Source organism: Lentzea sp. NPDC055074 (assembly GCF_053608005.1).
On sequence record NZ_JBSGUQ010000006.1, the window covers coordinates 239,746 to 261,216 of the forward strand.

Here is a 21,471-nt window from a genome sequence, read left to right on the forward strand (position 1 = left end):
GTGCACCTCCTTCAGGTGAGGAGGGCCCAGTCTGCCTTCGCAGACCGGGCCCCGACACCGAGTTCTGGCGTCAGTCGTTCGCGTGGAGCGCCGCGTTGAGCTCGACGCCCGTGCCCTTGCGGGGCAGCACCCGGACGGCGCCGGTCACGGAGTCCCGGATGAACAGCAGGTTCGATTGTCCGCTCAGGGACACCGCCTTGACGACCTCGCCGTCCGGGAGCGTGACCTTCGTGCCCGCGGTGACGTAGAGGCCGGCCTCGACCACGCAGTCGTCGCCGAGCGAGATGCCGAGGCCCGCGTTCGCGCCGAGCAGGCAGCGCTCGCCGATGCTGATGACCTGCTTGCCGCCGCCGGACAGGGTGCCCATGATCGACGCGCCACCGCCGACGTCCGAGCCGTCGCCGACCACGACGCCGCCGGAGATGCGGCCCTCGACCATCGAGCCGCCGAGCGTGCCGGCGTTGAAGTTCACGAAGCCCTCGTGCATGACCGTCGTGCCGGCCGCGAGGTGGGCGCCGAGTCGGACCCGGTCCGCGTCACCGATGCGGACACCGGACGGGACGACGTAGTCGACCATGCGCGGGAACTTGTCGACGCTGATGACCGTCACCGGGCCGCGCAGGCGCAGGCGGGTGCGGGTCTGCTCGAAGCCCTCGACCGCGCACGGGCCGTGGTTCGTCCACACGACGTTCGTCAGCAGGCCGAAGAGGCCGTCGAGGTTCGCGCCGTGCGGCTGGACCAGGCGGTGGCTGAGCAGGTGCAGGCGCAGCCAGACGTCGTAGGTGGTCTCCGGGGCCGCGTCGAGGTCGATGACGACCTTGACGCCGACGACCTCGACGCCGCGTTCCAGGTCCTCGCCGAGCAGCTTCGCGGCGGCCTCGCCCAGCGCCTCCGCGATCTCGGCGGAGGACACGCGGACGGTGCCCAGCTCGCCCGCCTCGCCGAGGGCGGGGGACGGGTACCAGGTGTCGAGGACGGTGCCGTCCGGGGTCACAGTGGCCAGGCCGATGCCGTATGCGGTGCTCACGGCTACCGAGCTTAGTCCGACGGCGGCGCCGCGACCGTGGGGCGGGGACGTGTGACGTGCCGTGTGATCAGGCCATCTCGATCCCCGCCGCGGCGGGTCAGTCCGGAACCTCCGCGCTGAAGTACAGCGAGCCCAGGTCGCCGCGGGTGGCGATGAGGGCCTCGTTGCACTTCGACTGACGCGCGTCGGTGCTGGACACGTTGTCGACGCGCACCTCGCCGCACTGGTGCGCCTCGAAGTCGCCCACGGCGGTCATCAGCCGGGGCAGGACCTCGCTGACGTCCTGCTGGACCTCCTTGCCCCGCAACGACCTGTCGAGCTGCCGGGTCATCGCGCCGACCTCGCCGACCCACGCGGCGCAGTCGGCCGGGCTGAAGCTGTGCTGCGAGCCGCAGGGCGCCGTGACCAACGTCCGGATCTCGCCGCACTGCCGGTCGCACGCGGCGGGGGCCTCGCCGCAGCCGGTGGCCGTGAGCAGCAGGGAGATGACCAGGAGTGTGCGCTTGATCACGCACAGCACGGTATCGGCTGAACGGCCGAGCGCCCAAGCCGCCTGGGTAGGGTGACCCGCGTGTCCGACACCCTTGATCTCCACGCCGACCCGATCGACCTGACGACCTCGCTGGTGGATGTCCGCAGCGTGTCGGGGGAGGAGGCGGAGATCGCGGACCTCGTCGAACGGTCGCTCCAGCTCCACGCGCCCCACCTGGAGATCACCCGATCAGGGAACTCCGTGCTGGCGCGGACGAACGCGGGCCGGGAGCGCCGCGTGGTGCTCGCCGGGCACCTGGACACCGTGCCGATCAACGAGAACTTCCCGAGCCGCCGCGAGGGCGGGATCCTGCACGGCTGCGGCACCGTCGACATGAAGGGCGGCGACGCGGTCATGCTCGCGATCGCGGCCCTGAGCGCGGACGCGCGCCACGACCTCACGTTCGTCTTCTACGACTGCGAGGAGATCGAGGCCGAGCGCAACGGGCTGACGCGCATCCAGCGGGAGAGGGAGGAGTGGCTGCGCGGCGACCTGGCGATCGTCTGCGAGCCGTCCAACGGCACGGTCGAGGCCGGCTGCCAGGGCACGATGCGCATCGAGATCAGGACGTCCGGCAAGCGCGCCCACACCGCCAGGGCGTGGATGGGCGCGAACGCGATCCACGGCATGGGCGAGGCGCTGCGCAGGCTCGAGGCGTACGTCCCGCGGCAGCCCGAGATCGACGGCTGCCACTACCACGAGGGCCTGCAGGCCGTGAAGATCAGCGGCGGCGTCGCGGGCAACGTCGTGCCGGACGCCGCGGTGCTGACGGTCAACCACCGGTTCGCGCCGGACCGCACGGTCGAGCAGGCCGAGCAGCACCTGCGCGAGGTCTTCGAGGGATTCGACGTCACCGTCACGGACTTCGCGGCCGGTGCGCTGCCGGGCCTGAACGCTCCCGCGGCCCAGGAACTGGTGCAGGCGGCCGGGGGCACTCCGGTGGCCAAGCTGGGCTGGACGGACGTGGCGCGGTTCGCGGCTCTGGGGATGCCCGCGGTCAACTTCGGGCCGGGTGACCCGACTCTCGCGCACACCCGGGAGGAGAACGTCCCCGTCCGGCAGATCACCGAGTGTTTCGACGTGCTTGAGCGATTTCTGTTGAACTGATCACCAGTGGTGTGGCTCAGAACGTGGGCGGCGTATCCGCGCTCAGCAGGATCCGTCGCGGCGCCGCCCCCACGCCCCCGTACAACCAGTACGAGGACGTGGGGGCGGCACCACGACACACCCGTCCGAACACGAATACACCGGCAACGTTCTGAGCCACACCACTAGAATCTCAGTGATGACGGAAGAGAAGAAGAACGGCGCCGTCGACGAGCGCCCCAGTGAGAAGCGGCGCGGCCCGGTCGTGGAGCGGCGCGATCGCAAGGATGACAGAACCACCACCACCGACCAGCGGTTGCTCGACTCCCGCGGCCCCTCGGACTGGGTGCACACCGACCCGTGGCGGGTGCTGCGCATCCAGGCGGAGTTCGTCGAGGGGTTCGGCGCGCTGGCGGAGGTGCCGAGCGCGGTGACGGTCTTCGGTTCGGCGCGCACCGGCCGTGACCACCCGGAGTACCAGCTCGGACGTGACCTGGGCGCGGCGCTGGCACAGGCCGGTTTCGCGGCGATCACCGGTGGCGGCCCCGGCGCGATGGAGGCGGTCAACCGCGGGTGTTCGGAGGCCGGTGGCTTCTCGATCGGTCTCGGCATCGAGCTGCCGTTCGAGCAGGGCCTGAACCCGTGGGTCGACCTCGGCGTGAACTTCCGCTACTTCTTCGTGCGCAAGACGATGTTCATCAAGTACTCGCAGGCCTTCATCTGCCTGCCGGGTGGGTTCGGCACCCTCGACGAGCTGTTCGAGGCGCTGACCCTGGTGCAGACGAAGAAGGTCACGAAGTTCCCGGTCGTGCTGTTCGGAACCGAGTACTGGCAGGGCCTGTACGACTGGATCCAGAACTCGGTGCTCCCCGGCGGAAAGGTCGGCGAGAAGGACCTCGCGCTGCTGCACCTGACGGACGACATCGACGACGCGGTGCGCGTGGTCAAGGACGCGCACAAGGCATGGGCGGACGCACACTGATGTATGTCGCTGTTTACTGCGGAAGTCTCGCGACGGTCCCGCAGAGCTACGTCGACCTCGCGGCCGAGGTGGGGCGCCAGATCGCGGCACGCGGCTGGCACCTCGTCTGGGGCGGCGGGCAGACGTCGATGATGGGCGCGGTCGCCCGGGAGGCCCGCGCCGGCGGCGCGCACACCTACGGCGTGATCCCGAAGGGCCTCGCCACCAGGGAGATCGCGGACCGCGACTCGACCGAGCTGCACGTCGTCGACACCATGCGCGAGCGCAAGAAGATGATGGACGACAAGGCGGACGCGTTCCTGACGCTGCCCGGCGGCATCGGCACCGCCGAGGAGTTCTTCGAGGTGTGGACGGCCGGTGTGCTCGGCATGCACGGCAAGCCCGTGGTGCTGCTGGACGTCGACGACCACTACAAGGGACTCGTCGAGTGGCTGACCGAGCTGCGGGACAAGGGTTTCGTCTCGCACACCGCGCTGAAGTCGCTGATCGTCACGGACGACGTGTCAGTCGCCCTTGACGCTTGCGTCGTCTAGTCCCTTGGCCTGAGCCAGGAACTGGGTCTCCGGCAGGAGGTCCGGGAGCGGGCGGTATGGCGTCGCCGTCACCTCGAACCGCTTGCCGGACACCACCCTGCCCTGCCAGGAGCCCGCGATCTCACCGTCCACCAGGATCGCGCCGCGCCTTCCGAGGATGCGGAAGATGTCCTTCTGCGCCGCCTTGTCGGGCAGCAGGAGGTCGCGGTCGCGGGCCTGCAGGTACGGGTCGGTCGGGGGCAGCAGCCGGACGGCCGGCGGTTCGGCGTCGACGATCTCCACGTCCTCCGGCAGCCAGGCCTTCTGCCCGTCGACGGTCACCTCGACGAGGCCGTCCTTCGGCCAGCGCTTCTTGACCTCGCGGGTGCTGGTGCCGAAGTAACCGGCCACTTCGGACGGTCCGGCCGGGCCGTGCAGCGTCAGGTAGCGGTGCACCAGCTCGTCGAAGCCCGCGGTCCTGCGCGGGACACCCGGCCAGCCGTGGACGCGTTCGAACGTCACGGTCTTCTCCTCCGGGAGGATCCGGAGACCCGCGGGCAGCGCGCCGAGGCGGAAGATCGGGTCGCTCACGTGCTCGGTCTGGCAGCCCCGGCACGGTTCGACGGTCTGCTTCGGTGCCAACGGGGTCAGCGCCTTGCTCACCTCGCCCTTGGTCATCGGCTTCGTGACGATGGACCGCATGGCGGTCGCGATGTGCCGCAGCGCGTCCAGCAGGTCGTCGACCTTCGGGCGGGCGGCCCTGGCGCGGGCGTCGGCGTCGCTCCACGGCCACAGCGCGCGGGAGAACGCTTTCAGCTCGCCGGCCCGGTGCAGGTGCGGGGCACCGCGCACGGACCAGGTCACGACGAAGTCGTCCACCGTCGGTTCAGCGAGACGGGCGGCGAGACTCAGCAGGGCCGAGCCGGAGGTGTTGTCCTGGACGCCCAGGGAGAACACCGCCAGCTCGGCCGCGTCACTGGTCCGCCGGTCCAGTTCGTGCTGATGGATCCGGTGGAGGAGCACCTGCTGCCGGGTGAGGTCCACCCGGACATTCTTACGCCTTCGGAACCGTGAGGCTCGACGGTCCGAAGGTGACGGTTGAGCCGCGAGTCGATTCCGTGAGGTAACGCGGGTCGACCGTGTCGATCACCAGTGCGGTCCGGTTGCCCGGGGCGACGTTCCACGTGGTCGGTTCGAGCTCCACGTCGAGCGTCTGGGTGCGGCCCGCGCCGGTCACCTTGACCGGTTTGTGCGTGATCAGCGCGCCCAGGCCGAGCGGCCCGACCTCGTACAGGTACGCGAACAACGTCGTCGTCTCCGCACTCGGTGTGACCTGGAGCTTGAGCTTGGGCGTGCCGGCGAGGGTCGCGCCCCTCGGGTACTGAGGTCCGCTCCACACGCCGGCCACGTTGCGGTCGACGAACGGCAGCGACACCCCGGTCGGGATGTTCAGGAACCCTTGCAGCGCACCGGAGAGCAGGATCGTGCCGCTGTCCGCGACCGTGCCCCAGCCCGCGTGGATCCTCTTCGCGTCGAGCTGCACCGTGTCCGCGTTGCCGCTGGGCCACGCGCCGAACGTCCGCCACGCGCCGCCGTTGTTGGGCTTGAGCCGCACCGGCTGCTCGGCGTCGATGCCGTTGGCCGTGCCCTTGACGTAGCGGTCGAACCAGCGGCCGACCGACTCCCAGATCTCGTTGGGCAGCCCCGCCGCGCCGAAGAGCTCGGCGGTGGCGTGGTCACCCGGCGAGAGCATGAGCCGCTTCGGGCCGGTGAGCTTGCCGTAGAAGTCCGCGATCTGGCCCGGCGCGAAGATGCCGTCGTTCCAGGCGTTGCCGAGCATGACCGCGGTCCCGTTGGCGTTGATCTGGGCGATCTTGGACGCCGCCGAGCGCTCCGCGGAGATCGGCACGACCTCCCAGAACCTGCCGTCGCGGTAGGCGTCCTCGGCTTCGACGAGGACCGGTCCCGGACGCCCGGTGGCCTTGCCCGCCGCGAGCAGGACCTCGACGGCCTGCTTGTTCACGGTGTTGTTCGGGTAGAGCGAGCGGGCCAGGTCGGTCCACGTGCTCAGCGCCGCCGCGGCCTTGATGCGCTTGTCGTTCGCCGCGGCCAGCAGGGACTGTCCCGCGCCGTAGGAGATCCCGGCCGCGCCGACCTTGGTGCCGTCGGCGTGCGCGTTGGCGATCGCCCAGTCGATGACCTTGCTGACGTCACCGACGGTCTCAGGGCCGGCGACGTCGATCGTGCCGCCCGAGTCCCAGAAGCCGCGGCTGGTGTAGCTCACCACGACGTACCCGGACTCCTTGGCGAGCTTGGCCGCCGCGCCGACGTACTCGATGTTGGGAACCGCCCAGCTGGACGGCATGACGAGCAGCGGGAACGGGCCGCTGCCCAGTCCGGTGGGTTCGACGACGAGGGCCTTCAGAACGGTGCCGCCGACGCCGGGGATCGACCGGTACGAGATCTGGTGGCCGGGGGCCGCCGTGGCGGCAACCGGAGCACCGAGCAGGGTGGAGAGGAGTACCAGGACTAAAACAAGTGATCGTCGCACTCTGGTCCTCCTTGACCATGACGTAGATCACACAGGGTTGTTACCGGGGAGTAAACCAGGTTGCTACTCATGGGTAGCAAGAGGCTGTGAGCCAGGTCACCGTTCTGGCCACTGTCTACGCTGGGTGGCGTGAACCGATTCCGCGTCACTGAGCTGCCGAAAGACCGCGTGCTGGTCGTTGCGCATCTGACCAGCGCGGACGCCGTCGCACGAGCGGTGGAGGCCGGCGCCGACGTCGTCGAGTTCGACGGTGAGCTGGAGTTGCCGTCGCTGTCCGAGGCGTTGGACGTGGTGACGGTTCCCGAAGGGGACGAGGACTTCACGCTGGCGGCCGCCACGGTCGCTGCGCTGTCCGGAGCACGCGCCGTTCGTGCGAACGACGTGCGGCAGGCGAGGAAGGTCGTGGAGATGGTGGCGAGCGTGACGGGGACCCGTCCGCCGGTCCGGGCGATGCGGGCGCTCGCCTGATGCTGCCCTCCGTCGAAGCCTGGTTCGCCACGCACACCTGGCAGCAGCCGTCTTGGACCGTCGAGGAGCTGGTGGCGCTGAAGCGCGGCCGGACCGTGTCCGTCGTGCTGCCCGCGCTGGACGAGGAGGAGACCGTCGGGGCCGTGGTCTCCGTGGTCCGGCCATTGCTCGGGACGCTCGTGGACGAGCTGGTGGTGATGGACTCCGGTTCCACCGACCGGACGGTCGAGGTGGCGGCCGCCGCCGGTGCGCGGGTCGTGCTGCGCGAGGACGTCGTGCCGTGGCTGCCGCCGTTGCCCGGCAAGGGCGAGGTGCTGTGGCGCTCGCTGGCCGCGACCACCGGGGACCTGGTCGTCTTCCTCGACTCCGACCTGGTGGACCCGGAGACCGCGTTCGTCACGGCGTTGCTGGGGCCGTTGCTGCTGGACGGCGGCGTGCACCTGGTGAAGGGGTTCTACCGGCGGCCGTTGCGGCTGGAGAGCTCCGGCGGCGGACGGGTGACCGAGCTGGTCGCGCGGCCGTTGCTGAACACGCTGCGGCCCGAGCTTTCCGGTGTGGTGCAACCACTCGGTGGCGAGTACGCGGCCACCCGGTCCTTTTTGGAGTCCGTTCCGTTCGCGGCCGGGTACGGCGTGGAGATCGGGTTGTTGCTGGACGTGCACCGGGTGCACGGGCTCTCCGCGCTGGCTCAGGTGAACCTGGGCGTGCGCAAGCACCGCAACCGGTCGCTGCTGCAGCTCGGCGCGATGTCGTCGCAGATCATGGGGACGGCGCTGGCCCGGTGCGGGGTGTCCGCGCAGTCCGGGCCGCTGACGCAGTTCGTGCAGGTCGGCGGGGAGTGGCTACCCGACTCGACCGACGTGCTGGTCGCCGATCGGCCGCCGATGATGCACGTGGTCGAACAGGGCTAGCTGCTCTTCGCGGTGCGTCACGACCAGGGCGGTGCCCCGGCAGTGGTCGAGGACCTTGCCGAGCACGCGGTCGGCCTGGTCCGGGTCGAGGCCCTCCGTGGGTTCGTCCAGGAGCAGGACCTCCGGGTTCGCGAGCACCGACCTGGTGAGGACCAGGCGCTGGCGCTGGCCACCGGAGATCTCCTCACCGCGTTCGCCGACGACCTGGTCCCAGTCGAGGTCCAGTTCGGCGATCGCGGCGGCCCGGTCCAGTTCTTCCTGCGTGGCATCGGGTTTGGCCAGCAGGACGTTCGTGCGGACCGTGGTGTGGAAGACGTGCGCGTCGGCCAGCGCGCCCTTGCTGGGTTCCAGTTCGCGGGCGAGGGCGTTGAGCAGCGTGGTCTTGCCCGCGCCGCTCGGGCCGACGATCGCGGTCCTGCCGCGGAGTTCCGGGATCTGCTGGGAGTGCTCGGGTTCGGGTTCGTCGGTGGGTTCCGGCAGGGGCCTGGTGAGAGCGGCGAGCGGGACGGTGATCTCGAACGTCGCGACGGCGGCCATGATCAGCCAGGCCGGTTCGTGCTGGGCGAGCATGAAGAGCGCCGTGCCGAACTGGACGGCGATCGCCAATGGGGTCAGGTCGCGCGTGCGTTCCTCACGGGACAGTCGTCTCGCGGTTCTCGTGGCAGCGCGGAGTTTCTCGTCGAACAGGCCGTAGGCGATGAGTTCTTCTTTGCTGTGCACGAGTTCCGTGGTCTGTTCGGTCAGCCTGGCGCGCAACGGGGTGAGGTCGCGCGGGGAGCGGATCGCGAGCCACGGGAGCAGGGCGAGGTTGATCAGCAGGCCCGCGACCAGCGGCAACGAGAAGCCCGAGGCCGCGGTGACGACGGCGCCGACGAGGGCCGCGGTGATCCACGGGAGGGTGGCGCGCAGCCGGGTGTCGAGGTGCTGGTCGACGTTCGTGACGATGCGGGTCAGGGCCGTGCCGGACGGGACGTGCCTGCGGTGCACGAGGTCGTCGTAGACCTTGCCGCGCAGCTCGACGGCCTCGCTGAGCACCGCCTCGTGGCTGGTCAGGCGTTCGAGGTAGCGCAGGGCGCCCTTGGCCAGCGCGAGGGTGCGGACCGCGACGATCGCCACGGTCAGCGCCTGCATCGGAGGGTGTTCGGCTGCGCACATGACCAACCAGGTCGCCGTGGCGGTGAGCCCGACTCCGGCCAGTTCGGCGAGGGTGCCGGCGAGGATCGCGAGTCTCATACCCGGACCACCCGGTCGACCTCGCCGAGCAGTGCCGGGCGGTGCGCCACGATCACGGCCGTGCGGCCGCGGGTGAACTCCCGTGTTGCTTCGAGCACGAGGGTCTCCGTCTCCGCGTCGAGGTGTGCGGTCGGTTCGTCCAGCAGGAAGAGCCCTGCCTGACGCCGGTCCAGGGCGTTGGCCAGCGCGACCCGTTGCCGCTCGCCGGACGAGAGGGCCGCCGGGACGAGCGTGGGGCGCTGCGGCACCCACGACAACGCGGCAAGCCACTGGCGTCGGTCGATGTCGTTCAGGTCGACGCCGCCGACGGTGATGCGGCCGTGGTCGGGTCGCACGAAACCCAGCAGCAGACCGAGGATCGTGCTCTTGCCCGCACCGCTCGGGCCGACCAGCGCGATCCGGTCGCCGGGCTGGATGCGCAACGAGAACTCGCTGAGGCTGCGCACGCTCACGCGGTCGAACACGATCTCGGCGTGGGCGAGGTCCGGTGGCGTGAGACCAGTGGTTTCGTTGTGGGCCGGGACTTTCGCGAGGACCTCCCGGCCCTGAGCGCTGGCGTGGTACTGCGCCCCGGCCGCTCGAAGCGGCAAGAACGCTTCCGGCGCGAGGAAGAGCACGAGGAGCGCGGTGTGCAGCGGCACTCCGCCGTCGAGCAGCCTGAGCCCCACCGGCACGGCGACGAGCGCGACCGACATCGTCGCGACCAGCTCCAGCACGAACGCGGACAGGAACGCGATCCTCAGCGCCGACATCGTCTCGGTCCTGTGCCGCGCGGCCAGTCTGCGGACGGTCGCGGACTGCGCCTCGGCCCGCCCGAACGCCCGCAGCGTGCCGATTCCCCTGACCACGTCGAGGAAGTGGCCGCCGAGCGTCGCCAGCGCGTCCCACTGGCGGGCCGTCCGCTCGCGGGTGTGGGCGCCGACCAGCGCGCCGAAGATCGGGATCAACGGCAGCGTCGCGAGGATCGTCAGCGCCGCGGTCAGGTCGGTGAACGCCAGCCTGACCACCACCGCGAGCGGCACGGCCACGGCCAGGACCTGCTGCGGCAGATACCCGGCGACGTACGGCGTCACGTCGTGCACGCCCCGCGTGACCAGCGTGGCGACCTCGCCGGCCTTGGTGCCGGGCTGCCGCAGGAACGCCTCCCGCAGCCGCACGCGGGTCCGTTCGGCGGCCCGATGAGCCCACTCGCGGTGCACCCACCACACCAGCACCCTGGCGCCGATCACCAGGCCCAGCAGGAGGAACCCCGTGCCGCCGCTCAGCACGGACGCGAGCAGCTCGGCCTGGGCCAGCACCAGGAACGGGACCGGGATCAGCGCGAGGAGATGGAGACGATCGACCATTGCAGCACCACCACCAGCGGGATGATCGGGATCGCGACCCACGCGAGCAGGCCGAGGGTGTCGGAGTGGGCCATGAGCCCGGTGACGTCGATCGAGCCGAACGCCAGCGGGATCGGCAGCGCGCAGAGCGCCGCGGTGACGGGGAACAGCTTCCAGCGCCGGTTCTGGAACACCCAGCCGTGCACGGCGAACAGCACCGGCATGACGAGCGCCACCGGCCAGGGCGCTTCGAGCAGGTGCGCCAGGAACAGCCCCCAGCCCACGGACACCATCAGCGCGCCAGTGAACACCAGCCACCACCACAGCCGCAGCTGCACGGCCGCCATGAACAGCACCAACCCGGCCAGGACCAGCGTGAACGTGCTGTGCGCGCCGGAGAGCAGCTCGCCTTCGAGTCGCGGGAACGCCGCGAACAGCACGCCGATCGCGGCGACCAGCCACACCTCGTTGCCTAGGAAGAACGGGTTCATGCGCTGCAGCGCGACTTCGCGTCCACGCAACGGCAGCAGCAGACCGGAGCCGTAGTCGAAGCCGGCCAGCGCGAAGTACCCGACGGTGAGAACACCGAGCACGGTCAACCAGAGAGCTTCCATCAGAGCGTCACCACCATCGGCGAGACAGGGGCGGGCGCGACGTCCGGACCACGACGGACCGCCCGTGCGATCAACGCCCAGTCCACACAGGCCAGCACCACGAACAGGAACGTGAACACGATGAACGACAACAGGATCTGCGAAGCGCCCACATGCGACACGGCGTCCTCGGTGCGCAGCAGGCCGTAGATCAGCCAAGGCTGACGCCCGATCTCCCGGAACATCCATCCGAAGATCGCGGCCACGAACGGCAGCGGAATCCCGATCACCATGAAGTACAGCGGAAAGCGCATCCGGATCACCGCGTCCCTGATGAGCAACGGCAGCGTGAGCCAGCTGATCACGGTCAGCCCCATCCCGATCATGATCATGAAGCCGAGCGGTGCCCCGATCCACGACGCCGCCTCGGACTTGTCCGGCTGGTACCGCGCGATCACCGGGAACTGCGCGAACCCGGCGCCGATCAGCGCGGGCGTGGCCAGCGCCGTCGTCACCACGCCCATCCGCAGTGACCGCCGGAAGAAGTCGACCTCGGGCGTCCGCCTGATGAAGTGGTAGGCCGAGACGCCGGTCAGGAACACACCCCCGACCGTGATCGACGCGAAGACCACGTGCGTCAGCGCCGAGGTGAACGTCGGGTTGGTCAGCAACGCGCCGAAGTCGTCCAGCCGCAACACATCGCCGTCGACCCGGTAGCCCACGGGGTGCTGCAGGAACCCGTTCGCCGCCATGATCCAGAACGCCGACGCGAACGCGGTCAGCGCCGTCAGGTACAGCAGTGCGAGGTGCAGCCAGCGGTGGAGCCTGCCCCACCCGAAGATCCACAGGCCGAGGAACGTCGACTCCAGGAAGAACGCGATCAGCGTCTCCAGTGCGAGCGGCGCCCCGAACACGTCGCCGGCGTAGGTCGCGAGGCCCGACCAGTTCAGGCCGAACTGGAACTCCATCACGATGCCGGTGACGATCCCGAGCGCGTAGTTGATCACGTAGATCCGGCCCCAGAACCGCGTCATCCGCTCGTGCACGGGCAGCCCGGTGATCGTGAACCTCGTCTGCATGATCACCAGCAGCGAGACGAGACCCAGCGTGAGCAGCACGAACAGGAAGTGGAACGACGTGGTCGTCGCGAACTGGAGGCGGGCGAGGTCACTGGCGCTCATGGTGCTGAAGGTATGTGTAGCGCGGCTACTTATTAAGGCCTGAAAGCGCATCTCAGGGGGATCTCAGGGCTGACCCTGACCGAAGATTTCAGGGATCACGCCGAAGGCCTGGATCAGTAGAGTCGCTACCCATGAAGCCCGACGCGCTCCGCGGCCACCTAGACGCGTTGCTGCTGGCGACGCTCGACGGCAGGCAGCTGCACGGCTACGCGATCATCGAGGCGCTGCAGCAGGGCAGCGGGGGTGCGCTGGACCTCCCGACGGGCACGGTCTACCCCGCGTTGAGAAGGCTCGAACGGGCGGGGCACGTCGCCAGCGACTGGAGCACGGTCGGTGGCCGCAAGCGCCGCACCTACAGGTTGACGCAGGCGGGACAGCGGGCGTTGAGCGCCGAACGCAACGCCTGGCGCGAGTTCACGACGGTCATCGACGGGGTGCTGGGAGGTGGCACATGGGCACAGACGTGATCGAGCGGTACGTGACCGATCTCGGGTCACGGTTGCAGGGCTCGCGCAAGCAGGTCCGCGACCTCCTCACGGAGACCCGCGACAGCCTCACCGACGCCACCGAGGCGCACCTCGACGACGGGCTGACCGAGGCGGAGGCCCAGGAACGCGCGGTCGAGGAGTTCGGGCCGGTGCGCGAGATCGCCCACGAGTACCAGGCCGAGCTGGCCGTCGCCTATGGCACGCGCACGCTCGTCTGGCTCGCGATCGTGCTGCCGTTGATGCACATGGCGTGGGAGTACGGCCGGATGTTGCTCATCGGGCCGTGGCAGGACTTCGGCACGATGCCGCCCTCCTGGTACCTGTTCATCGCCAAGGCCAACGACCTGACCAGCGGCATCGCGTCCGGCGTGGCCCTGGTGGCGTTGATCCTCGGCAGGCTCCTCGCCCGCAGGTACGACACGAGGCTGCTCGCCAAGGTCGGTGCGGGCGTCGCGCTCGCGGCTGTCGGCGCCGTGCTGCTGGGCAACCTCTCGATCATCGCCGCCACCGCGCACCTCGATCCGGCGCGGCTGCTGCAGTCGTTGCCGATGAACGTCGCGAGCCTGATCTCCTGGATCGTGATCGTCCGGCTCGGTCTGCTCGCTCGCCGCAGCCTGAGCTGTGCCACGATCGTCGTGTGACGAACGCCCTGATCTACCTGATCGTGATGATCGCCGTCGCGGCAGTGGTGTTCCTGCTCGCGGCGTTGGTGTTCGGGCGCGGCGAGGAGCTCGCGCCCCTGCCGCCCGGCGCCTCGCCCACGCGACTGCCGGCCGACGACATCACCGCGGAGGACGTCCGCGAGCTGAAGTTCCAGCAGGTGTTCCGCGGCTACAAGATGACCGAGGTCGACTGGGTGTTGCAGCGGCTCGCGACCGAGGTCGAGACGCTGCGGGCGCGGGTGGCCGAACTGGAGACGCGGGAGACCAGTGAACACGGATCTTGAGCTGACGGTCGAGGTCGCGGCGCCGCCGGACACGATCTTCCGGGCCATGAGCGACTGGGAGCGCCAGTCGGAATGGATCTTCGGCACCACCGTGAAGGTGGTCGAGGGCGACGGGAGGTCGGTCGGCAGCGAGATCGACGCCGTCACGTTCGGCGTCTCCGACCGGATGCGGATCACGCGCTGGGACCCGCCGCACGCCGTCGAGGTGCTGCACCTCGGCAAGGTCGTGAAGGGCACCGGGGTGTTCGCCGTGCGCGGCAGCCGGTTCGTGTGGAGCGAAAGCCTCGACGTGCCGTTCTTCTACCCGTTGGTGCGGCCGCTCTTCGTGCTGATGCTACGCCGCTCGCTGCGCCGCTTCGCCCGGTTCGCCGAGGCGTACCGGTGATCTCCCGCTGTCCCTGGGGCGACTCGACCCCGGACTACGCCGAGTACCACGACACCGAGTGGGGCGTGGAGCTGCACGGCACCCCCGAGCTCTACGAGCGGATGTCGTTGGAGGCGTTCCAGTCAGGGCTGTCGTGGATCACGATCCTGCGCAAGCGACCTGCGTTCCGGGCGGCGTTCGGCGACTTCGACCCGAAGCTCGTCGCGGAGTTCGGGCCCGCCGACGTCGAACGGCTGATGGCCGACGCGGGCATCGTCCGGAACCGGATGAAGATCGACGCGGCCGTCCACAACGCGCGGGTGATCGTCGAGGAGGCCGTCGACCTGGACGCGCTGCTGTGGTCGTTCGCGCCCGCCCGCCACCCGCGGCCGAAGACGTTCGCGGACGTGCCGGCGATCACCGACGAGTCCAAGGCGATGGCCAAGGAACTGAAGAAGCGCGGCTTCAAGTTCCTCGGCCCCACCACGTGCTACGCGCTGATGCAGGCGACCGGCATGGTCGACGACCACATCTCGACGTGCTTCAGGGCTACTTCCCGCTGAACTTCGGCGAGGTGATCCACGCTCAGGGCACCTCGCGGTGTCGCCCCCACGCCCCCCGTACAACCAGTACGAGGACGTGTGGGCGACACCACGATGCACCCGTCTGACCGCGAATCCCCCCGGCAACGTTTCGAGTCACACCACTAGCGCCCGCTGAACTTCGGCGCCCGCTTGTTCACGAAGGCGTCGACCGCCTCGCGGTGGTCCTCGGTCGCACCGCAGTCGGCCTGGGTGCGGCGCTCGGCCTCCAGCGCGTCCTCCAGCGTCCCGTCCGCGGCGGCGGCCAGCGCTTCCTTGATCTTCGCGTAGGCCGTCGTCGGCCCGGCGGCGAGCTTCGCGGCCAGCAGGTGCGCGGTGGCCTGCAGCTCCTCGTCCGGCACGACCTGGTTCACCATGCCGACCCGCAACGCCTCCTCGGCGCCGACGGGCTGCGCGAGCAGCATCATCTCCATCGCGCGGCCGTGCCCGATCAGCCGCGGCAGCGTGTAGGACGCGCCGGAGTCCGCGGTCAGGCCGACGTTCGCGAAGGCCATCAGGAACTTGGCCGACCGGCCCGCGATGCGCAGGTCGGCGGCGTAGGCGAACGACGCGCCCGCGCCCGCCGCGCTGCCGTTGACCGCGGCGATCACCGGCTTCGGCATGCCGATCAGCTCTCGCACGATCGGGTTGTAGTGCTTCTCGACGGTGTGCAGCGGCGCGGGATCACCGGCCTGCAGCAACCCGATGTGCTCCTTGAGGTCCTGGCCCGCGCAGAACGCCCGGCCCGCACCCGTGATCACCACCGCGCGCACCGACTCGTCCGCCGCCGCCTCCCGCAGCGCGGCGAGGAACGCCTCCTTCAGCGTGACGGTGAAGGCGTTGAACGACTCGGGGCGGTTGAACGTGAGCGTGCGCACACCATCGGCGTCGTCGACGAGGAGTTCGGACACTGGACCTCCATCAAGCAGTGGAAACGTTGCGCACCGGCCGCAGGCACTCGTCGACGAAGCGGCTCGTGCCCGGTGCCAGCCGCAGGGTCTGTTCGTCGAAGAACGTCGCTGCCGCGTGCCCCGGCCAGTCCGGTGGCAACAGTTCAGCAGGAAGACCGGGATCGCGGAACAGGAACTTCCGCCACGCGTGCAGCAGCTGCTGTGAGGCCGCGAACGCCGCCGCGTCGTCCGTTGCGTCCACAACGGACACCGTCTCGTGCCAGTGCGCGACGAACGCGGCGTAGTCGCGGCCCAGTTCGGCGAGGTCCCACGCCTTCGCCGCGAGCTCGGCGTCCTCACCGTCGTGTGAACCGTGAAAAGTTCGTGCGGCGACCTCCTCGGCGGCCAGCACGTCGGCGAGCTCCGGAGAGGGCCGGGGAGCGATCCACGTCACAGGACCGAGCGCGCCGTAGCCGAGCAGTTGCAGTTCCGACGCCAGGTGGTCGCGCGAGTCGCGGCCCGGCATCTCCTCCAGCACCACCACGTGCCAGCGACCGTCCCACGTGGACGGCCCGGTGCGGTAGATGCGGGCGGCGGCCTCGTCGAGCCGCCGTTCCCCCCGGGGTGTCATGGCGTATCCGGGCCCGTCAGGCAGCCGTGACGGCTGCAACCAGCCCTGCCGGACCGTGCGGGACACCGCCGTGCGGACGGCCGGCGCGGCGAAACCCAGGGGCTCCAGCAGCCGGACGAGGGCGGCGATGGTGGCGGCACCACCGCGTTCGCGGAGGTGGCCGCCGTAGACGTCGAAGAGCGCGGAACGGGCTCGCACCCGGCCCAGTCTGTCACGCCGCGCCCGGCCTGGTGTCCTGCCCGCCGAAAGTGTTGCGTTGTCGTGAAAACGGGTACTGATCAGGCACAAGTCAAGATCGACAACTGTCACCCGAACTCGCCAAAAGATCGGTTCGGTTTCGCCCCTGAGTCGCGATAGGGGAGAATGGAGCAGATCCGGCCTGGCCGGACGGGGAAGATGTTGACGGAGGGAGCACGCGATGGCGGCCATGAAGCCCCGGACCGGCGACGGTCCCCTCGAGGTCACCAAGGAGGGACGCGGCATCGTCATGCGCGTGCCGCTCGAGGGTGGTGGGCGCCTTGTCGTCGAGATGTCGGCGGACGAGGCCAGCGCCTTGGGCGACGCGCTGAAGGCCGCCGCCGGCTGAGGCACCCGGCGAGGAAGCAGTGTTGAGCCCCGGTTTCCACAGTGGAGACCGGGGCATCGCTTCGTTCTCGTCCCAGGTGAGTCTCACCGAAGGCCTGGGTGAGAATGAACGGTCGTTAATGCATTAGGGAGAGGTCCAACCGTGGCGTCGACGGTGCCGGCAGTGCCAACCAAGCTCGTGGACGTCGAGGTGGCCACCACTTCGCGCCGCAACGTCCTGTCGGTCGTGCTCGCGGCCACGGGACCGGCGCTGGGACCGGGCGGCGACGGCATCGACGTCTCCGACCTGACCGGCAAGGCCGGCGAGGCGGTGCGGCACGACGAGACCTGGACGCTCGGTGTGGGCACCGGCACCCTCACCGACTACCGCACGGCCGGTGCGTCGCTCGTGCGCGCGCTGAGCGGCGACGACGCCCCCAAGACCGCGGACGTCCTGCTGACCCCGGACTTCGACGCCGACAAGATGCGCGCGTTCGTGCTGGGCGCGGCGCTCGGCGGCTACCGCTTCAAGGTCACCGGCGAGGACGCTCCGAACCGCGTCGGCTCGCTGCGGCTGATCACCGCCGACACCGGGTTCGAAGAGGTGCTCACGTCGGCCGCGCTGAAGGCCCACGCGCTCGCCACGGCGACGTCGCTGACGCGTGATCTCGCCAACACCCCGTCCAACGTCAAGGACCCGCGCTGGCTCGCGACGACCGCCGCGAAGCTCGCGGACAAGGTCGACGGGCTGAGCGCCACCGTGCGCGACGAGAAGTGGCTGGCGCAGCAGGGCTTCGGCGGCGTGCTGGCGGTCGGCGGCGGCTCGGCCCGCCCGCCGCGGTTCCTGGAGCTGACCTACGGCACCACCGGCCCGCACCTGGTGTTCGTCGGCAAGGGCATCACGTTCGACACGGGCGGCATCTCGGTGAAGCCCGCCGACGGCATGCACCTCATGCGCACCGACATGGCGGGCGGCGCCGCGGTGATCTCCGCGCTGCTGGCCGTCGCGCGGCGGCGGCTGCCGGTCCGGGTCACCGGGCTCGTGCCGTGCGCGGAGAACCACGTGGGCGGCTCCGCCTACCGGCCCGGCGACGTCGTGCGCCACTACGGCGGCGCGACCACCGAGGTGCAGAACACCGACGCCGAGGGCCGCATGGTCCTGGCCGACGCGATCGCGTACGCGGTGAAGAACCTGAAGCCCGACCTGGTCGTCGACGTGGCGACGCTGACCGGCGCGATGAAGGTCTCGCTCGGCCTGCGCACGGCCGCGGTGTTCAGCGCGTCCGACGAGATCGCGGCCGAGGTCGTCGCCGCGGGAGCGAACGTCGGCGAGAAGTGGTGGCGGATGCCGCTGCTGGAGGAGCACGTCGCCGCCGTCACGAGCGAGATCGCGGACTACAAGCAGTGCCCGTCCGGCCCCGGCGGCATCACGGCGGCGCTGTTCCTGCAGAAGTTCGCGGGCGACGTGCCGTGGGCGCACCTCGACATCGCGGGCCCGGCTCGGTCGGAGAAGGTCTACGACGAGGTCGTCGCAGGAGCCACGGGCTTCGGCGCGCGGACGCTGGTCGAGCTGGCTGAAAAATATTCGCGTTAGTACCTACTTATGGCCATACGAGACGGCGGCGTTCCACGGCATGATGTGAGCTCCTTCACAACGCCGTAGAGGAGCGCCCCAGTGTTACTCCGCCTGGCTCTCGCCGTCTCGCTGGTCATAGCGTCGTTGTCCCCGGCCACGGCCGCCACGCCGTGGTGGGAACCGGTGGCGAGGCCCGCACCGGACTCGCAGATCAACGTGACCGGGGAGCCGTTCAAGGGCGTCGACGGGCAGGGCAGGGTGCGCGGGTTCGTCGACGCGCACAACCACCTCATGACCAACGAGGGCTTCGGCGGCAAGCTGATCTGCGGCAAGCCGTTCTCCGAGGCCGGCATCGCGGACGCGCTGAAGGACTGCTCCGAGCACCACCCGGCGGGCCTCGGCGCGATCTTCGAGGCGATCGTGACGGGTGACCTCGACGGCCACGACCCGGTGGGCTGGCCGACGTTCAAGGACTGGCCGTCCTCCACGACGGTCTCGCACCAGCAGAACTACTACGCCTGGCTGGAACGGGCGTGGCGCGGCGGCCAGCGCGTGCTCGTGCAAGACCTGACGAGCAACGCCACGCTGTGCGTCATCCACCCGTTCAAGGACAAGCCGTGCGACGAGATGCAGTCCGTCCGGCTGCAGGCCCAGCGCACCTACGAGCTGCAGGCGTTCATCGACAAGCAGTTCGGCGGCACGGGCAAGGGCTGGTTCCGCATCGTCACCTCCGCCGAGCAGGCGCGGGACGTGATCACCCAGGGCAAGCTCGCGGTGGTGCTCGGCATCGAGACCTCCGAGCTCTTCGGCTGCCGGACGTTCCTCGACATCCCGTTGTGCAACAAGGCCGACATCGACCGCGGGCTCGACGAGATGTACGCGCTCGGCGTGCGCAGCGCGTTCCTGTGCCACAAGTTCGACAACGCGCTGTGCGGCGTCCGGTTCGACTCGGGCACGCAGGGCGGCGTGATCAACGCCGGCCAGTTCCTGCGCACCGGCCAGTGGTGGCAGACCGAGGTCTGCAAGGGTCCGCAGCAGGACAACCCGATCGGCACCGTCGGCCCGAACGCGCTGATCCCGGCCTCCGCCGTCGCCCCCGCCTACGACCCGGCCAAGCGCTGCAACGTGCGCGGGCTGACCTCGCTCGGCGAGTACGCGGTGCAGGCCATGATGAAGCGGCACATGATGATCGAGATCGACCACATGAGCGTGAAGGCCGCCGGCCGGACGCTGGATCTCGCGGCCGCCGCGAAGTACCCCGGCATCGTCTCCAGCCACAGCTGGATGGACGCGCAGTGGACCGAGAAGGTCTACCAGCTCGGCGGGTTCATCGCGGGCTACGAGAACGACCCCGGCGGCTACGTCTCGCAGGCCGCCGCCGCGGAACCGTTGCGGCGCAAGTACGACGTGGGCATCGGGTTCGGCTCCGACTACAACGGCGTCGGCTCGCACCCGGCACCGCAGAGCGGCGTGACCTACCCGTTCCGCAGCTACCCGGACGGCCCGCTGGTCGACCGGCAGCGCACCGGTGAGCGCGTCTGGGACATCAACGTGGACGGCGGCGCGCACATCGGCCTGCTGCCGGACTGGGTCGAGAAGGTCCGCCAGCTCGGCGGGGACCAGCTCGTCCAGGACATGCTCGGCGGCGCCGAGTCGTACCTCAGGACGTGGGCGGGAACGCAGACCTGGTCGCGGTGACGCCGTGAGTCCCAGGAGGGAACCGATGAACGAAGTCGCTGACTGGTCGTACACGGTCGACGAGGACGGGATGGTGATCCCGTCAGGGCCTCCGGGGACGACGGAGAACACGCGCCTCGGGCTGGAGACCCTCTTCGACCCGATGGGCAACCTGGACGCTGCGGAGGACTTCCTCCTGCAGTGGCGTGTGCTGCGCGACGAGCACGGGCCGAAGTACTCGATCGACACGCCGAGCGCCTGCGTGGAACGGCTGGGCGAGGACTGGGCGGAAGTGCAGGACCTGTATGGGCAGTTCCAGAACTTCAGGATGGGCACAGCGGAGTTCGAACGAGCCCTGGTGAGCCTGGTCGAGTTCATGAAGACCCCTGAGTTCACGGAGTCGCGCTAGCAGGCCCAGACCTGGTCGCGGTGACGCCGTGAGTCCTCAGGGCGTGGTCGCGGAACGCGCGGACGGCGGGTGGCAGCGGGTTGTCCCGCAACCACGTCAGCCCGAAGATCCGGCCGGTCCGCGGGGTCAGTGACAGCTCCCGCAACCCGGGAGGCGGCGCGAACTCGGCGTGGGTGAGCAGTGCCACGCCGAGTCCGTGCGCGACCAGTCCGCGCACGGTCTCGATCTCCTGGCACTCGAACACGAAGCGGGGCGTGATCCCGGCGGCGGCCCACATGTCGTCGGTGATCTGCCGCAGGCCGTAGCCGGGCTCCAGGGTGATCAGGTCCTCGTCGGCGAGGTCCTCGATCCGCACGGCCCTGCGGGACTCGAGCCGGTGGCCCGCGGGCACCACGACGATCAGGGGCTGCTCGAACACGACCACCGACTCGAACTCGGGACCCTCCGGTGGCGGGGCGACCAGCGCGAGGTCTATCTCGCCGCTCAGGAGCTTGTCGACCACGGCCTGACGGGCGTTCTGGACCAGGCCGAACCGCACGTGCGGGTGCTCGGCGCGGTAGCTGCGGACGAGTTCGGGCACGATCGCGCGGCCGAGCATGTGCAGGAAGCCCAGCACGACGCGGCCCTTCTCCGGGTCGAGCTCCTCCTCGACCTCGCGCAGGCCGGGTTCCAGCGCGGCCAGCGACCGGGTCGCGGCCTCGGCCAGCAGGCGGCCCGCCCGCGTGAGGCGGACGCGGCGGCCGTTCTTCGCGATGACCGGCGCGCCGAGCTGCTCACCGAGCTCGGCGATCCAGCGGCTGACCGTCGGCTGGGGGAGTCCGAGGCGTTCTGCGACGCGAGTCACGTGCTCGTCGGCGGCAAGCGCTCTCAGCATCGCCAGCTTCGGTGCCAGGTCCGATTCGTTCACGGATCGATTCTCGCGCATCTCCGTATTGGACGTATGG

25 protein-coding genes are annotated in these 21,471 nt (G+C 70.0%); 14 read left to right on the top strand and 11 right to left on the bottom strand.

The annotated features are described in order from the left end of the window. Window positions 1–70: 70 nt before the first annotated feature. Together dapD and ACWF7A_RS16955 are read right to left on the bottom strand one after the other, a co-directional pair. Window positions 71–1,027, bottom strand: coding sequence for a 2,3,4,5-tetrahydropyridine-2,6-dicarboxylate N-succinyltransferase (dapD, locus tag ACWF7A_RS16950; protein ID WP_452251367.1), 957 nt, complete (start codon window positions 1,025–1,027; stop codon window positions 71–73). 97 nt (window positions 1,028–1,124) lie between these two features. After that, a complete protein-coding gene (locus ACWF7A_RS16955; protein ID WP_452251368.1) occupies window positions 1,125–1,538 on the bottom strand; it encodes a hypothetical protein in 414 nt (137 codons plus the stop codon). A 60-nt stretch (window positions 1,539–1,598) separates the two neighbouring features. On the opposite strand from ACWF7A_RS16955, the gene dapE reads away from it, so the two are divergent. From dapE to ACWF7A_RS16970, 3 genes are all read left to right on the top strand, one after another. After that, the gene (dapE, locus tag ACWF7A_RS16960) at window positions 1,599–2,666 is read left to right on the top strand and encodes a succinyl-diaminopimelate desuccinylase (protein ID WP_452251369.1); all 1,068 of its coding nucleotides are present in this window, start codon (window positions 1,599–1,601) and stop codon (window positions 2,664–2,666) included. A 178-nt stretch (window positions 2,667–2,844) separates the two neighbouring features. Beyond that, on the top strand, window positions 2,845–3,627 hold the full coding sequence (locus ACWF7A_RS16965) for an LOG family protein (protein ID WP_452251370.1): 783 nt from the start codon (window positions 2,845–2,847) through the stop codon (window positions 3,625–3,627). Further along, a complete protein-coding gene (locus ACWF7A_RS16970) occupies window positions 3,627–4,160 on the top strand; it encodes an LOG family protein (RefSeq protein ID WP_452251371.1) in 534 nt (177 codons plus the stop codon). The genes ACWF7A_RS16965 and ACWF7A_RS16970 overlap by 1 nt, the downstream gene beginning before the upstream one ends. Here ACWF7A_RS16970 and ACWF7A_RS16975 read toward each other — a convergent pair. After that, a complete protein-coding gene (locus ACWF7A_RS16975; RefSeq protein WP_452251372.1) occupies window positions 4,131–5,183 on the bottom strand; it encodes a winged helix DNA-binding domain-containing protein in 1,053 nt (350 codons plus the stop codon). The two genes, ACWF7A_RS16970 and ACWF7A_RS16975, sit on opposite strands and share 30 nt — an antisense overlap. A gap of 10 nt (window positions 5,184–5,193) precedes the next feature. Beyond that, on the bottom strand, window positions 5,194–6,690 hold the full coding sequence (locus ACWF7A_RS16980) for a CocE/NonD family hydrolase (RefSeq protein ID WP_452251373.1): 1,497 nt from the start codon (window positions 6,688–6,690) through the stop codon (window positions 5,194–5,196). Between the two features lie 129 nt (window positions 6,691–6,819). Between ACWF7A_RS16980 and ACWF7A_RS16985 the strand changes: the two genes are divergently transcribed. Both ACWF7A_RS16985 and ACWF7A_RS16990 read left to right on the top strand, forming a co-directional pair. Beyond that, window positions 6,820–7,158: a hypothetical protein gene (locus tag ACWF7A_RS16985; RefSeq protein WP_452251374.1), complete on the top strand. Its 339-nt coding sequence runs from the start codon at window positions 6,820–6,822 to the stop codon at window positions 7,156–7,158. Continuing rightward, window positions 7,158–8,069 carry a glucosyl-3-phosphoglycerate synthase gene (locus tag ACWF7A_RS16990; RefSeq protein ID WP_452251375.1) on the top strand — a complete coding sequence of 304 codons (912 nt, stop codon included), beginning with the start codon at window positions 7,158–7,160 and terminating at the stop codon, window positions 8,067–8,069. Before ACWF7A_RS16985 ends, ACWF7A_RS16990 begins: the two co-directional genes overlap by 1 nt. Here the strand turns inward: ACWF7A_RS16990 and ACWF7A_RS16995 are convergent. From ACWF7A_RS16995 to ACWF7A_RS17010, 4 genes are read right to left on the bottom strand one after another with little or no spacing between them, the layout of a single operon-like run. Next, a complete protein-coding gene (locus ACWF7A_RS16995) occupies window positions 8,001–9,302 on the bottom strand; it encodes an amino acid ABC transporter ATP-binding/permease protein (RefSeq protein WP_452251376.1) in 1,302 nt (433 codons plus the stop codon). The genes ACWF7A_RS16990 and ACWF7A_RS16995 overlap by 69 nt on opposite strands. Continuing rightward, window positions 9,299–10,648: an ABC transporter ATP-binding protein/permease gene (locus tag ACWF7A_RS17000; RefSeq protein ID WP_452251377.1), complete on the bottom strand. Its 1,350-nt coding sequence runs from the start codon at window positions 10,646–10,648 to the stop codon at window positions 9,299–9,301. The genes ACWF7A_RS16995 and ACWF7A_RS17000 overlap by 4 nt, the downstream gene beginning before the upstream one ends. Next, the gene (locus ACWF7A_RS17005) at window positions 10,618–11,241 is read right to left on the bottom strand and encodes a cytochrome d ubiquinol oxidase subunit II (protein WP_452251378.1); all 624 of its coding nucleotides are present in this window, start codon (window positions 11,239–11,241) and stop codon (window positions 10,618–10,620) included. The genes ACWF7A_RS17000 and ACWF7A_RS17005 overlap by 31 nt, the downstream gene beginning before the upstream one ends. After that, window positions 11,241–12,401, bottom strand: a complete 1,161-nt coding sequence (locus ACWF7A_RS17010) for a cytochrome ubiquinol oxidase subunit I (protein WP_452251379.1) — start codon at window positions 12,399–12,401, stop codon at window positions 11,241–11,243. The genes ACWF7A_RS17005 and ACWF7A_RS17010 overlap by 1 nt, the downstream gene beginning before the upstream one ends. A gap of 131 nt (window positions 12,402–12,532) precedes the next feature. Here ACWF7A_RS17010 and ACWF7A_RS17015 point away from each other — a divergent pair, with 131 nt between their 5' ends. Genes ACWF7A_RS17015 through ACWF7A_RS17035 form a run of 5 tightly spaced genes read left to right on the top strand, consistent with a single transcriptional unit; the run spans window position 12,533 to window position 14,762 of the window. After that, window positions 12,533–12,868, top strand: coding sequence for a PadR family transcriptional regulator (locus ACWF7A_RS17015; RefSeq protein WP_452251380.1), 336 nt, complete (start codon window positions 12,533–12,535; stop codon window positions 12,866–12,868). Further along, window positions 12,853–13,530 (top strand): permease prefix domain 1-containing protein, encoded by a 678-nt coding sequence (locus ACWF7A_RS17020; protein WP_452251381.1) that lies wholly within the window; start codon window positions 12,853–12,855, stop codon window positions 13,528–13,530. The genes ACWF7A_RS17015 and ACWF7A_RS17020 overlap by 16 nt, the downstream gene beginning before the upstream one ends. Then, on the top strand, window positions 13,527–13,835 hold the full coding sequence (locus tag ACWF7A_RS17025; RefSeq protein ID WP_452251382.1) for a DivIVA domain-containing protein: 309 nt from the start codon (window positions 13,527–13,529) through the stop codon (window positions 13,833–13,835). Before ACWF7A_RS17020 ends, ACWF7A_RS17025 begins: the two co-directional genes overlap by 4 nt. Further along, window positions 13,819–14,220: an SRPBCC family protein gene (locus tag ACWF7A_RS17030; RefSeq protein ID WP_452251383.1), complete on the top strand. Its 402-nt coding sequence runs from the start codon at window positions 13,819–13,821 to the stop codon at window positions 14,218–14,220. Before ACWF7A_RS17025 ends, ACWF7A_RS17030 begins: the two co-directional genes overlap by 17 nt. Then, window positions 14,220–14,762 (top strand): DNA-3-methyladenine glycosylase I, encoded by a 543-nt coding sequence (locus ACWF7A_RS17035; RefSeq protein ID WP_452251547.1) that lies wholly within the window; start codon window positions 14,220–14,222, stop codon window positions 14,760–14,762. The genes ACWF7A_RS17030 and ACWF7A_RS17035 overlap by 1 nt, the downstream gene beginning before the upstream one ends. Window positions 14,763–14,905: 143 nt before the next feature. Here the strand turns inward: ACWF7A_RS17035 and ACWF7A_RS17040 are convergent, their stop codons facing one another. After that, a complete protein-coding gene (locus ACWF7A_RS17040) occupies window positions 14,906–15,691 on the bottom strand; it encodes an enoyl-CoA hydratase-related protein (protein ID WP_452251384.1) in 786 nt (261 codons plus the stop codon). A 10-nt stretch (window positions 15,692–15,701) separates the two neighbouring features. Continuing rightward, entirely contained in the window at window positions 15,702–16,499 is a 798-nt protein-coding gene (locus ACWF7A_RS17045; protein ID WP_452251385.1) for a PaaX family transcriptional regulator, read from the bottom strand. Between the two features lie 220 nt (window positions 16,500–16,719). On the opposite strand from ACWF7A_RS17045, the gene ACWF7A_RS17050 reads away from it, so the two are divergent. From ACWF7A_RS17050 to ACWF7A_RS17065, 4 genes are all read left to right on the top strand, one after another. Then, window positions 16,720–16,887, top strand: coding sequence for a DUF3117 domain-containing protein (locus ACWF7A_RS17050; protein ID WP_065914675.1), 168 nt, complete (start codon window positions 16,720–16,722; stop codon window positions 16,885–16,887). Window positions 16,888–17,049: 162 nt separating this feature from the next. Beyond that, window positions 17,050–18,459 (top strand): leucyl aminopeptidase family protein, encoded by a 1,410-nt coding sequence (locus ACWF7A_RS17055; protein WP_452251386.1) that lies wholly within the window; start codon window positions 17,050–17,052, stop codon window positions 18,457–18,459. A gap of 81 nt (window positions 18,460–18,540) precedes the next feature. Continuing rightward, on the top strand, window positions 18,541–20,139 hold the full coding sequence (locus ACWF7A_RS17060) for a hypothetical protein (protein ID WP_452251387.1): 1,599 nt from the start codon (window positions 18,541–18,543) through the stop codon (window positions 20,137–20,139). 25 nt (window positions 20,140–20,164) lie between these two features. Beyond that, entirely contained in the window at window positions 20,165–20,527 is a 363-nt protein-coding gene (locus tag ACWF7A_RS17065; protein WP_452251388.1) for a hypothetical protein, read from the top strand. On the opposite strand, the gene ACWF7A_RS17070 is transcribed toward ACWF7A_RS17065, so the two are convergent. Further along, window positions 20,511–21,401, bottom strand: coding sequence for a LysR family transcriptional regulator (locus ACWF7A_RS17070; RefSeq protein ID WP_452251548.1), 891 nt, complete (start codon window positions 21,399–21,401; stop codon window positions 20,511–20,513). The two genes, ACWF7A_RS17065 and ACWF7A_RS17070, sit on opposite strands and share 17 nt — an antisense overlap. Window positions 21,402–21,471: the final 70 nt, after the last annotated feature.